The sequence below is a fragment of the Gilliamella sp. App2-1 genome (genome assembly GCF_001690255.1).
GTDB classification, from domain to species: domain Bacteria; phylum Pseudomonadota; class Gammaproteobacteria; order Enterobacterales; family Orbaceae; genus Gilliamella; species Gilliamella apicola_G.
In genome coordinates this window covers 1-13,471 of record NZ_LZGR01000008.1, presented here as the reverse complement: position 1 = coordinate 13,471, position 13,471 = coordinate 1, and the positions used below count along the sequence as shown (strand labels likewise).

9 protein-coding genes and 1 CRISPR repeat array are annotated in these 13,471 nt (G+C 37.3%); of the genes, 6 read left to right on the top strand and 3 right to left on the bottom strand.

The window, feature by feature from the left end; translation table 11 throughout:
- Window positions 1–195: 195 nt before the first annotated feature.
- Both A9G22_RS00610 and A9G22_RS00605 read left to right on the top strand, forming a co-directional pair.
- Window positions 196–693, top strand: a complete 498-nt coding sequence (locus A9G22_RS00610) for a GNAT family N-acetyltransferase (RefSeq protein ID WP_065586367.1) — start codon at window positions 196–198, stop codon at window positions 691–693.
- Window positions 694–733: 40 nt separating this feature from the next.
- Window positions 734–1,468 (top strand): rhomboid family intramembrane serine protease, encoded by a 735-nt coding sequence (locus A9G22_RS00605; RefSeq protein WP_075508131.1) that lies wholly within the window; start codon window positions 734–736, stop codon window positions 1,466–1,468.
- A 55-nt stretch (window positions 1,469–1,523) separates the two neighbouring features.
- On the opposite strand, the gene lolE is transcribed toward A9G22_RS00605, so the two are convergent.
- The 3 genes from lolE to lolC are packed head-to-tail and all read right to left on the bottom strand — an operon-like array spanning window position 1,524 to window position 4,674.
- Window positions 1,524–2,768 (bottom strand): lipoprotein-releasing ABC transporter permease subunit LolE, encoded by a 1,245-nt coding sequence (gene lolE / locus A9G22_RS00600; protein ID WP_075508130.1) that lies wholly within the window; start codon window positions 2,766–2,768, stop codon window positions 1,524–1,526.
- A gap of 6 nt (window positions 2,769–2,774) precedes the next feature.
- Window positions 2,775–3,479, bottom strand: coding sequence for a lipoprotein-releasing ABC transporter ATP-binding protein LolD (gene lolD, locus A9G22_RS00595; protein ID WP_075508129.1), 705 nt, complete (start codon window positions 3,477–3,479; stop codon window positions 2,775–2,777).
- On the bottom strand, window positions 3,472–4,674 hold the full coding sequence (gene lolC / locus A9G22_RS00590) for a lipoprotein-releasing ABC transporter permease subunit LolC (protein ID WP_065586379.1): 1,203 nt from the start codon (window positions 4,672–4,674) through the stop codon (window positions 3,472–3,474). Before lolC ends, lolD begins: the two co-directional genes overlap by 8 nt.
- 158 nt (window positions 4,675–4,832) lie before the next feature.
- Here lolC and mfd point away from each other — a divergent pair, with 158 nt between their 5' ends.
- The 4 genes from mfd to mmuM all read left to right on the top strand — a co-directional run bounded on the left by mfd (window position 4,833) and on the right by mmuM (window position 12,025).
- Window positions 4,833–8,291 (top strand): transcription-repair coupling factor, encoded by a 3,459-nt coding sequence (gene mfd, locus A9G22_RS00585; protein WP_075508128.1) that lies wholly within the window; start codon window positions 4,833–4,835, stop codon window positions 8,289–8,291.
- Between the two features lie 32 nt (window positions 8,292–8,323).
- Window positions 8,324–9,607: a YdgA family protein gene (locus A9G22_RS00580; protein ID WP_075508127.1), complete on the top strand. Its 1,284-nt coding sequence runs from the start codon at window positions 8,324–8,326 to the stop codon at window positions 9,605–9,607.
- 88 nt (window positions 9,608–9,695) lie between these two features.
- Complete coding sequence (mmuP, locus tag A9G22_RS00575; RefSeq protein WP_075508126.1) at window positions 9,696–11,090, top strand: S-methylmethionine permease; 1,395 nt, start codon at window positions 9,696–9,698, stop codon at window positions 11,088–11,090.
- Window positions 11,087–12,025 (top strand): homocysteine S-methyltransferase, encoded by a 939-nt coding sequence (gene mmuM / locus A9G22_RS00570; RefSeq protein ID WP_075508125.1) that lies wholly within the window; start codon window positions 11,087–11,089, stop codon window positions 12,023–12,025. The genes mmuP and mmuM overlap by 4 nt, the downstream gene beginning before the upstream one ends.
- A 322-nt stretch (window positions 12,026–12,347) precedes the next feature.
- Window positions 12,348–13,229: a CRISPR direct-repeat array (repeat unit 29 nt; unit sequence CGGTTTATCCCTATGTGTATAGGGAACAC).
- Window positions 13,230–13,471 lie beyond the last annotated feature (242 nt).

Genomic DNA, 13,471 nt, shown 5'->3' with positions numbered 1-13,471 from the left:
GAATTTTTAATTTTTTGATAATAAATAAATTTTATTGTTAAAAAGCCTTCAGGTAATATATTGATTTTATTTGACTTTAACTTAACCATAACCCTTTGCTACGCCGTATTTTCCTCACTATAAAAATATCCTTTGTTGCCTACATTCAATAATAAAATTACAATAATTTTCTTTTAACCACTTATGGTAAAAAACATGATCACTTACCACAATGCTACATTAGAAGATTTACCTTTTATTGTCGATGTTTATAATTCAACGATTGCTGGGCGCCAAGCGACTGCCGATACGGAGCCTGTTTCTGTTGAAAGTCGATTAGAATGGTTTTACCTGCATAACCCTAAAAATCTTCCGATTTGGTTGATAAAATATCAAGATCAGCCTTGTGGTTGGATTAGCTTATCTTCGTTTTATGGTCGCCCTGCTTTTTATAAAACCGTTGAGATTAGCTTATACCTTCATCAAGATTTTCGAGGTAAAAAAATTGGTCAATTTATGGTAGATAAAATTGAACAATTTGCCAAGCAGGCGGGAATTGAGGCAATTTTTAGCTATGTATTTGGGCATAACTTACCTAGTGTTAATTTATTTAAAAAAATGCAGTATCAACAATGGGGGCTTCTTCCAAAGGTCGCTGAACTGGATAATGTTCAGCGTGATTTGCTGATATTGGGCAAACGATTAGATTCATAAACCGCTTTCAATAAAGTTTCACTATCCTAAAGGATTTTTAATGAGTACCTTAAATGATATTAAATATTACGCAAGTCAATCTAAAATCACCTCGACTTTAGTGGTGATAAATATCCTTTGCTTTTTTGTCTTTCGATTACTTGATAGTCGTGGTTTTTCGATACTTTATGAAAATGATTTTTTGATTGATTGGGGTGCCGATGTTGCAGGACTGACCTTTTCTGGCCAATATTGGCGTATGTTTACCAATTTATTTATGCATGCTAGTTTTACCCATTTAGCTATGAATATGCTGGCGTTATGGAGTATTGGACCAATTTTAGAACAGCGTATACCGCACATGGCTTTTATTGGTATTTATCTTTTTTCAGGACTAGTGGGGAGCTTATCAAGTGATATTGCCACCATTAATCAAAATGTGATCAGCTGTGGTGCTTCGGGGGCTATTTTAGGCATTATTACCGCCTTACTAGCTTATTGCTTGGTGTTTAGAAGCAATATACAAGAAATGCCGATCAAAGCGATGCTGGTCAGTTTAGTCTTAACAGCTGGGCTAGGGATATTACCTTCAATCAATAATATGGCGCATATTGGGGGGGCTTGTGCTGGTTTTGTGCTTGGTGGACTGATTTCGTTGTGTCTTAAAACGTTTAAATATCCAAATAAGTTAATCTTATTTATTATTAGTTTACTATTTGTTATTACCGCATTAGGGTTATATATAGGGTATATGCATTATGCCCTACCCAATGGGTATTACCTTTACTATAAATGATAAAAAAGCGCTGATGATAAACAATCAAACAGCGCCTTTTTATGCGTGCTTAATGCTAAAAACTATTTAAAATTCGAGCGGGTTCGATCTTACAAGCTCGTTTAGCTGGATAATAGCTCGCAATTAAGCTAAGTAACATGGAAGTTATAAACACTACCAACACATCAAATAGATGAATTTCGGAAGGTAAAAAATCGATAAAATAGATATTACTATTTAAGATTTTATGCCCCATTAATGACTCAACAATCCCCATAATATTCGACAGTTGCCAAGACAAGACTACCCCTAAAATTACCCCGATTAAGCTGCCAATTAATCCCGAAATCACCCCATACCAAATAAAAATATGTTTGATTAGTTGGTGGGTTGCACCTAAGGTTTTTAATATAGCAATATCACGTTGTTTGTCTTTTACGGCAATAACTAGCGTTGACACAATATTAAAACAAGCCACGCCAATAACCACAATCATAGCTAGATACATAATTTGCCTGATCATTTGAATATCGCGATACATAAAGCCAAAGGTCTGTTCCCAACTATTAAATAACAGGTTTTCGTCAAGCTCTAATGCGGCTTTACCCATAAGGTTATTGGCTTGATAAACATCTTTCACATTTACCATAATACCTGTAACGCTATCGCCCATATTCAATAGTTTTTGTGCATCGGTCAACGGAATCAACGCCACATTGTTACTTAAGCTACCGCTTAATTCTAAAATACCGACCACTTGCAAACGGACTCTTTTGGGTGGTTTGAGTTGGTTTGGACCGCTCGAAACAGGAATTAATAACGAAACCCATCCCCCTTCGTTCACCGACAAGTTTTTGGCAAGTCCTGCACCAATAATGATTTGTTGACTATCGGGTTTAAAATCTTGCCATTTATTATTCAGCACATAATTGGGTAGTGCACTGATTTGCTTTTCTTGTTCGGGGTCAAGGCCTTGTACTTGGACTGCACCAAGTTTGCTACCATTTTCAATTAATCCGGTAAAATTAACAAATGGTAAGGCTGACACAATATTGTTATCGGTTTTAAGCTCTTGTTGCACATGGCGCCAATTAGCTAAATTGCCATATTCTGGATATAATTGACCATGTGGTACGACCGATAAAACACGATGATGTAGCTCCCGTTCAAAGCCATTCATAGCACTTAAACCAATAATTAAGGCTGCGATACCAATAGCAATACTGAGTGTTGAAATAATCGAAATTAACGACACCATACCACTTTTGCGACGCCCTTTTCGAAACTTGATGGCAGTAATTAAAGACAAATTCATATTCATTATCCATTAATTGTTATCTGATGATGCACTATCGAAAAGTTGCCCATCTCTCATTACCCATTGTTTATCAAGTTTCTTGGCTAATTCAAGATCATGCGTTACAACCAAAAACGCTGTGCCGTGTTCACGGTTTAATTTAATTAGCAGTTCAAAAATGGAGTCAGCTGTTGATTTATCAAGATTACCCGTTGGCTCATCAGCCATTACTAAAGCAGGGTTATTAATTAATGCACGCCCTATTGCTACTCGTTGACGTTCCCCCCCCGAAAGTTCAGAAGGTCGATGATTGGCGCGTTTGACTAAGTTAACCGAATCTAGCATTGCCATAGCCCGTTTTTTAGCTTCATGTGGCAAAACGCCACCAATTAACAGTGGCATTGCGATATTTTCAAGCGCCGTAAAATCAGGTAATAAATGATGAAATTGATAAACGAAACCGATTTCTTGATTGCGTAGACGTGCCTTTTCTTGTTCGGATAATTGATTTAGCTGATGAGATTTAAAAATAATTTCGCCTGAGGTTGGTTTATCAAGTCCACCGAGTAAATGCAATAAGGTACTTTTACCTGAACCGGAACTTCCAATAATGGCAAGTAAAGATTTTGAATCAATATCAAACGAGACATTTTTTAACACCTCGGTCACCATTTTGCCTTCGTTATAGGTTTTATAAAGATTTTTTGCGCTTAGCAATATTTGTGAATTATTCATAACGTAAAGCCTCGGCAGGTTGAATATTGGCTGCACGATAGGCAGGATAAAGAGTTGAAATTAACGATAACATAAGTAATCCGGTAATAATTAAAATAACTTGCGATGGTTCGACCAGTGACGGTAGCAAAATACCCGCTAAAGATAAACCTAATACTTGCATGATTTCGTTTAAGTTAATAGCAAGTAGCAGCCCTAAAATACTACCTAACAACGTACCAATTATCCCGGAACTTGCGCCTTGAATAATAAAAATTAACATAATTTTAAAACGAGACAAACCTTGTGTTTTTAAAATAGCGACTTCGCCTTGTTTTTCCATTACTAACAAACTTAACGAGGTAATAATATTAAAAGCTGCCACAATCACAATCAAGCTAATGAGTAACCCCATGACATTTTTTTCCATTTTAATGGCTTGAAATAATTCACCACGTTTGGCTCGCCAATCGTTAAACACTAGGCCTTCTGGTAATGGCATATCCGTTACCGACGCGATATCTAACGGGTTGTCTAAAAACAGACGCCAACTGCTAATCATATTGGCAGGATAACGTAATAGATTTCTAGCATCAGATTGATTGATATAAATAAGCGATTGATTAATATCATGGTTAACACTAAACAGTCCAACAATGTTAAATAAACGCTGCGAAGGAATACGCCCAACTGGGGTGATTTGACTTGCGCTGGTCACCAATAAGCGAATTTTGTCACCCACAGTTACGCCCAATTGATTGGCTAATGTTTGTCCAATAATGACATTATACTGCCCCGCTTGTAGATCCCATGCCGATCCGCTATAGATATAATCATTGATAGGATCATAATCTTCTGGGTTAATCCCCATCAACGTACTTACGGTAATACTTTGTTCACTCTGCAATACCACATCGCTAGTGACTAAAGGTGTAATACGATTAACACCTTTAATCTTTTCAAATGACGAGCTAGGATTAGCACTTGGATCAAGTTTTCCTTGAATAGAGGTGATTTGTGCTTGGGGAAAGAATCTTAAAATACTGTTTTGCATCTGGTCTTCTAATCCATTCATCACAGATAACACAACAATTAGACCAATAGAACCCAGCATAATGCCAATCATTGACAACCATGACACAAAGCGACCAAATCCATCCGTTTTTTGCCCGTATACATAACGCAAACCGATATAAAATACTAATGGACGAAATATTTTTGACATAAACGTATATATTACCTAAAACTTTTAGACAAAGTTTTGCTAGTTAAATGCAAGGTGCTTATCATACAGGATTAAACAGTTATAGAAAACAACCACGTACTTACGTTATAATCTGGCGATAATTTTTCAACGATATCAACAAATTCATCATGCCTAAAACAATTAATATTTCAAACATAATTCCCCAAAAGCCAGGTGAAGTAAAACAAATTGGGCAGCTTGTTGGCTCATCCTTATCACAATTTTGTGCCCAAGCAATAGATGCACATGAAGGTTTAGTTGTGATTGTGACCGATGATATGCAACAAACCTCGCGTATTCACGAAGAACTTAAACAATTTTCACCATTTCCTTCTATTATCTTTCCTGATTGGGAAACATTGCCTTATGATAGCTTCTCGCCCCATCAAGATATCGTATCAGAACGCCTGTCTTGTCTTTATCATCTTGGACATTTAACCAAAGGAGCATTAATTTTACCCATTAATACCTTAATGCAAAAAGTTTGCCCACAAAACTATTTGGGTGGGCACGTGTTTATGATGAAAAAAGGCTTACAAATTAGTCGTGAACATTTACGCCTTCAACTTGAAAATGCTGGCTATCGCTCAGTCAGTCAAGTAATGGAACATGGCGAATATGCTACTCGTGGTGCTTTGTTTGACATCTATCCGATGGGCAGTGATAAGCCCTATCGTATCGATTTTTTTGATGATGAAATCGACAGCATTCGCACTTTTGATGTCGAAACTCAGCGCACCTTTGATGAAATCGCTGAAATACAATTGCTACCAGCACATGAGTTTCCTTTTGATAAAACGGCAATCGAACTGTTTCGTAGTCAATGGCGAGAACAATTTGAGGTCAGATTAGATGCAGAAAGTATCTATCAGCAAGTGAGCAAAAATATTTTGCCAACGGGTATTGAATATTGGCAAGCACTGTTTTTTAACGAACCATTAACACCGCTATTTTCTTATTTTTTAGCTAATACCTTAATTATTAATACCGTTAATATTGAGCAATATGCTAACAAATACTGGCAAGACATTACCCAGCGTTATGAAAGCCGCAAAGTTGATCCTATGCGACCATTGCTTGCACCTAGTGTTATTTGGTCTAAAACTGACGAAATTTTTGCCAATTTTAAATGCTACCCAAGAATGGTTGTATCACATGTGGCAACGGCAGAATCAAGTAAAAACCTTAACTTACTTTATGCCGAGCTACCTAATATTGCTATTGAGATCCAACAAAAAGATCCTTACTTGCAATTTCAAAAATTTGTTGACGATTTTTCAGGAAAAATCATCTTTTCAGTTGAATCAGAAGGACGCAAAGAAGCATTACAAGAAATTCTTGGACGCATTCGTATTCATCCAACCACCATCAATCAGCTTGATGAGCTCAAAAATTCTGATAGCCGATTTTATTTAATCGTTGGTGCTAGCGAGCAAGGTTTTATTAATCAGCAAGATAATTTTGCGTTTATTACCGAAAATGAGTTATTAGGGCGGCGGATTATTCGTCGTAGAAAAGAAAGTAAACAAGCCATTAATACCGATTCACTTATTCGAAGTTTAGCTGAACTCACACCTGGTAAACCCGTTGTTCATTTAGAACATGGTGTCGGTCGCTATGCAGGGCTCACCACATTAGAAACAGGCGGCATTACGGCAGAATATCTCATTTTGTTATATGCTAATGAGACCAAACTTTATGTGCCAGTTTCGTCATTAAACTTAATAAGTCGTTACTCTGGTGGCGATGAAGAAAACGCCCCACTAAATAAACTAGGCTCTGATGCTTGGAGTAAAGCTCGGCAAAAAGCAGCCGAAAAAGTGCGCGATGTCGCAGCGGAATTACTCGATATTTATGCCGAACGTGAAAGCAAACCCGGATTTCAATTTCAACAAGACCGAGAGCAATATGAACTATTTTGCCAAGGATTTCCTTATCAAGAAACCAGCGATCAACAAAATGCCATTGGAGCAGTCATTGGCGACATGTGCGCACCTTATGCCATGGACAGATTAGTCTGTGGCGATGTGGGGTTTGGTAAAACCGAAGTTGCCATTCGTGCTGCATTTTTAGCCGTGATTAATCACAAACAAACCGCTGTCTTAGTGCCAACAACTCTACTTGCTGAACAACATTACGAAAGCTTTTGCGATCGTTTCGCCAATTGGCCTATCCGTATAGAAAGCCTGTCTCGCTTCAAAACCGCCAAACAACAAAAAGCCATTATAGAAGCCCTTGGCGAAGGCAAAATTGATATTGTGATTGGTACGCATAAATTACTACAAGAAGATATCAAATGGAAAGATTTAGGTTTACTAATTGTTGATGAAGAACACCGCTTTGGCGTTCGTCAAAAAGAACGCATTAAAGCAATGCGAGCAAATATCGATATTTTAACGCTAACAGCAACCCCAATTCCACGAACGCTAAACATGGCGATGAGTGGTATGCGAGATCTTTCGATTATCGCAACGCCACCTGCTCGCCGGCTGGCGGTAAAAACCTTTGTTCGAGAATATGATGATCTTGTGATTAGAGAAGCCATTTTACGTGAAATTTTACGTGGTGGTCAGATTTATTATTTACACAATGACATCTCTGATATCGAAAAAGTCAGCGAAAAACTGGCAGAACTGGTGCCCGAAGCACGCATTACCATTGGACATGGGCAAATGCATGAACGCGACTTAGAACGTGTGATGAATGACTTTCATCATCAACGCTTTAACATACTTGTTTGTACTACCATTGTTGAAACCGGTATCGACATCCCTAACGCCAATACTATTATTATTGATCGTGCCGATAAATTCGGTTTAGCTCAGTTGCATCAACTCAGGGGACGAGTTGGGCGTTCTTACCATCAAGCCTATGCTTATTTATTAACGCCACACCCTAAATTACTCACTAAAGATGCTAAAAAGCGCTTAGAAGCTATTGCCTCGCTTGAAGATTTAGGCGCAGGTTTTGCGCTAGCCACACACGACCTTGAAATTCGGGGGGCAGGCGAGCTATTAGGTAGCGATCAAAGTGGGCAAATTGAAACTATTGGCTTTAACCTTTATATTGAACTGCTGGATGAAGCCGTTAAATCACTAAAAGAGGGTAAAGAGCCAACCCTAGAATCATTACTCAATAATCAGCAAACTGAAATTGAGTTACGTTTGCCAATACTGATTCCTGATGATTTTATTCCCGATGTTAATACACGCTTATCGCTATATAAACGCATTGCGAGTATCAATGATCTTGCCGAACTCACCGACATTCAAGTCGAAATGCGTGATCGTTTTGGTCAATTGCCCGATGCTGTGCTGTTTTTATTAGAAACCACCAAAATCCGTTATCATGCAAGTCAATTAGGCATTACCAAAATCGAATTTGGCGAGAAAGGTGGTTATATTGAATTTGGTAGCAATAATAAGGTATCAGTCGATTATTTAATTGAAATGATTCAAAAAGAGCCAAAAAATTATCGCCTAGAAAGCTCAAATCGATTAAAATTACAAAAATCAGAATTACAGCGAATCGATCGTATTGAATATATTAAAAATTTGTTGTCTGATTTTGCAAATCATCAAGAATGATAATTTAAAATATAATTAATAAGAGAATTATAATGAAAAAAACCACACTTGCTATAGGAATCGTTGCTGTATTAGGTATTGCCTACGTAGGTACGTCATGGTACACCGGTAACATGCTCGAAAATCATATCGACCACCAATTAACACAAATCACAAACAAAGTTAACCAGAGTCAAGACGATTTCACGTTTTCTGTTACCCAAAGTCATTATCAAAAAGGTATCTTTTCAACTAAATTACATTTAACCGTTACAGCGTCACCTCAAAATGCAACAGGTGAAGATACTCAACCAAAAACTTTTTTTGATGATGATGTCACCATTCATCATGGTCCCTTCCCTATTGCGGCACTAGCTAAAGGAACCTTTGTTCCACAAATGGCTTGGTTAGAATATGAAATGACCGAACAAGCCAATCCACAACTTTGGAAACTAGCCGGTAATCAGCCTTTTATTACTGGACATGTAGGTGTAAGTTATGGAGAATATCTCACAGTTAAACTAGCAAGCAAAGCGATTAATGTCACTCAAGATGAATTCCCATCAATTGATGGTGGATTTGAACTTGGAAAAGGCGATTATACCATTAAGAGCAACTCTAATGGCTCTGACATTTCAACTAATATAAAAATCGATAAACTTTCATTAACCTATCCTATTTCGTTTAAATCAAAACCCGTTTCACTGGTTATTAATAAATTTGTGATGAACCAAACAAATGTCTTAAATAACACCACCAACACTGTCGATGGTTCGTTTTCAAGTAGTGTTGATTCGATTATTTATGGTCAACAAAATCTAGGTAATGGATCATTAGATATTAACTTTAAAGGGCTTGATAAACACCTGTTTAGCAATCAATTGGGAATGGGCGAATCTGGCTCAGAGGATGCCGATAAAAAGCACAATATCCAACTCTCGTTAAATAAATTCAATTGGCACACTCCTGCTGGCGATATTAATGCGAACCTAATGTTTGATCTATCTGATGTTGATAGTGTAGCTATTGATGAAGCAGATTACGACAAAATCAACACACTTAAATTAAAGCTTGAAGCGCCATTTGACGTATTAGCTCATTTATCTGCGCAAATTGAAAACCCTAACGCTAACGATGTAACGCCAGAACAAGTTGCTAAAGCAAATCAAAACTTACAATTTATGTCGGCATTAATGATAAGTAACTCTCAATTTTTGACTACAAGCAATGGTGAAACTAAAGGTATCTATTCTGATGTTAGCCTAACTAAAGATAGTGATGAAGTTAGCGTAAATGGCAAAACAGTAACCAAAGAAGAATTCTTTGATCACTTATAACTAGCCAATTAATTTCTCAAACTAACCCATTCCGCCACTAATGCTGGCGGTATTTTATCTTTTATAACTAGAACAAAAAAGCACACTTATGAATACAAATTCATCATCCACATCGGAAAACCAATTTAAACGAACTATGCAAACCCGCCATTTAATTATGCTATCGCTGGGTGGCGTTATTGGTACCGGTCTATTTTTTAATACAGGATATATTATCGCCACTGCAGGCGCAATGGGTGCTATTATTGCTTATTTAATTGGTGCACTAGTCGTTTATTTAGTGATGTTGTGCCTTGGTGAGTTGGCAGTTGCTATGCCAGAAACCGGCGCGTTTCACTCCTATGCTTCGCGCTTTATTAGCCCAGGTACTGGTTATACCGTTGCTTGGCTGTATTGGTTAACTTGGACAGTAGCACTCGGTTCAAGTCTAACCGCAGCTGGCTTATGTATGCAGTATTGGTTCCCTTCTGTTTCGGTCTGGGTTTGGTGTTTAATCTTTTGTATCGTGATTTTTGCGTTAAACATCGTGACCGCACAATTTTTTGCCGAAAGTGAATTTTGGTTTTCAATCATTAAAGTGATCACTATTATCATCTTTATTATTGCCGGTGCCACTGCTATCTTTGGCTTTGTTCCAATGAAAAACGACATGCCAGCGCCCTTTTTACATAATATTACCGATAATGGTTGGTTTCCGAATGGCATCACCCCAATTATTATGACCATGGTTTCCGTCAATTTTGCTTTTTCAGGTACAGAGCTAATCGGCATTGCGGCAGGCGAAACCCATAATCCTGAAAAATCGATCCCACTGGCGATAAAAACAACTATTTTAAGATTGATTATATTTTTTATTGGAACAATTTTTGTGTTAGCAGCGCTACTGCCTATGGATCAAGCTGGCGTTATTACCAGCCCATTTGTGATGGTATTTGAAAATATCGGCATTCCATACGCAGCCGATATATTTAATTTTGTCATTTTAACGGCTATTTTATCAGCTGCCAATTCAGGGCTTTATGCCGCTGGGCGTATGTTGTGGTCGCTGTCTAATCAAGGTACATTACCAAAGTGCTTTGCTAAATTAACCCATAAAGGCATTCCAACCACCGCTATTGCAGTGAGTATGCTTGGCGGCTTATTAGCATTATTTTCAAGTGTGATAGCGCCCGATACCGTGTTTGTAGCATTAACCGCTATTTCTGGCTTTGCCGTGGTGGCAGTTTGGTTAAGTATTTGTGCTTCGCATTACTTTTTTAGAAAGCAACTATCTGCAACTGAGCAAAAAGCACTAAAATATAAAGCGCCATTTTATCCGTTTGTACCTATTTTAGGTTTTATTTTATGCTTGATCGCCTGCATTGGCTTAGCATTCGATCCTGAACAACGCATTGCGCTTTATTGTGGCGTTCCTTTTGTGATTATCTGCTTTATTGCCCACCACTTTACCCAAGCCTATCAAAAGCGAGTAGTGAAAAAATGATAAGTAACCATCCTATTAGCGCACTGTTAAAACAAAAAAAATACATCATTATTGATGGCGCACTGGCTAGCGAACTACAACATCGTGGATGCGATCTTAATGATAGTTTATGGTCAGCAAAAGTGTTAATCGAAAAGCCTGAACTAATCCGCCAAGTCCATTATGACTATTTCAAAGCTGGTGCTGATTGTGCTATCACAGCTAGCTATCAAGCCTCACCATTAGGGTTTAAAAAAAAGGGAATTACGTTTGAAGAATCTATCAAACTAATTAAAACCAGCGTTGAACTTGCACAGCAAGCTAAGCTGCAATATTTGAATGAAACAAACCGAAATAAAACATTACTAATTGCCGGTTCAGTCGGTCCTTATGGGGCATATCTTGCCAATGGTTCAGAATATACCGGTGACTATCAACTTACCGAATCTGAATTTATTGTCTTTCATCGTGATCGTATTCAAGCCTTGATTGATGCTAAGGTTGATATCCTTGCTTGCGAAACTCTACCTTCATTTGCTGAAATCAAAGCGTTAGTTAAATTGATTCAACAGTTTCCTACAATCAACGCTTGGTTTTCGTTAACATTAAAAGATGCCCAGCACCTTAGCGATGGATCGCCGTTATCACAAGTTATCGATTATTTAAATAATATCGAGCAAATTGTGAGCATAGGTATTAACTGTATTGCGTTAGAAAGCGTGACACCAGCGTTAGAAGTACTAAATAAACTCACCTCCAAACCATTAATTGTTTATCCAAATTCAGGTGAACAATACAATCCAATCACTAAACAGTGGCACAAAAATCATCAACATAATTGCACTTTCAGCAATCAACTGCCAACTTGGGTTAAATTAGGCGCAAAATTAATTGGCGGCTGCTGCCAAACAACGCCGAATGATATTGAAGAAATTGTGAGGTTATTAAAAAGCTAATTGTATGAAACTATTTCAAATGAAATGCTTAATGTAGACAATGGTAACTTTTAGATTTAGCGACTAAATAAAAGCAAACAGTAATACATATTAATAACCCGCCTAGCGGATAAAAAAGAGATATTTCTTAAAAAAACTGAATGTTTTTTGTCAAGAAATTTCAGGTAATACCTATGTTTTAGTATAAAACAACATAATAAATTCAATAGCAAGAGAGCAAGCTATTTGTTGTTTAGGTCATATTCTGTAAAGATGGGCGAAAATGAAAATCCTATAGGTATACGAAACACCCTTGATTAATGTTTATTAATGCGTATTGATACGGTTTATCCCTATGTGCATAGGGAACACACCTCTTCTGCAGTGAGGTTTTCGTCAATAAGCGGTATCCCTATGTGCATAGGGAACACTCCATCTGCGTGTTTAACGGCTTCTTCAATGGCGGTTTATCCCTATGTGCATAGGGAACACATTTTTCACCCAAGGTGATAATTATTTCGTTACGGTTTATCCCTATGTGTATAGGGAACACTAAATGTCCACTTAATGATAACCGAGAGTTTACGGTTTATCCCTATGTGTATAGGGAACACCGATTTAGTAATTGCGTTAATGCTGGTTGATACGGTTTATCCCTATGTGTATAGGGAACACCTATTTACTCCTTGCGTAGCTAATTAAAGTATACGGTTTATCCCTATGTGTATAGGGAACACTTAACCATCTCTAACTCAGTTCCGGAGTTGACCGGTTTATCCCTATGTGTATAGGGAACACGTTTCCGCATTAAACCCTCAAGCCATTAATAACGGTTTATCCCTATGTGTATAGGGAACACGTATGTTTTTGTGTGCTCTATTGAAGTAAGATCGGTTTATCCCTATGTGTATAGGGAACACATACATTTGAACGAATAGCTGATGATTATGCGCGGTTTATCCCTATGTGTATAGGGAACACTAGAGCTAGTAAGATTTTTTCTTTCATTAAGTCGGTTTATCCCTATGTGTATAGGGAACACTACCTCTATTATTGAGTTTGTGGTGCCACAACCGGTTTATCCCTATGTGTATAGGGAACACAAATTTTCTATCGATATAGGCATCCATTAAGACGGTTTATCCCTATGTGTATAGGGAACACAAACAAAACAGCTGAGCTATTGAATTGTAGCCCGGTTTATCCCTATGTGTATAGGGAACACTCCAATTATAACACATTGTTTTATTATTAAAATATTTAACACCAAATTTCCACCAACTTTTTCAATGATTTTAATAATAACAATGATTTTATAATGCATTGTTTTTATTAAAGTAATATTAGAATAAAATAGAGGGAATATTAGGATTTTTCATTCTACCAATTAATCTTTAAATTTCATATAGTTATAGCACAGTCAGCAATAAAACTGAGCTTTTCTTTATTAAAAAAGACGGAATTTCT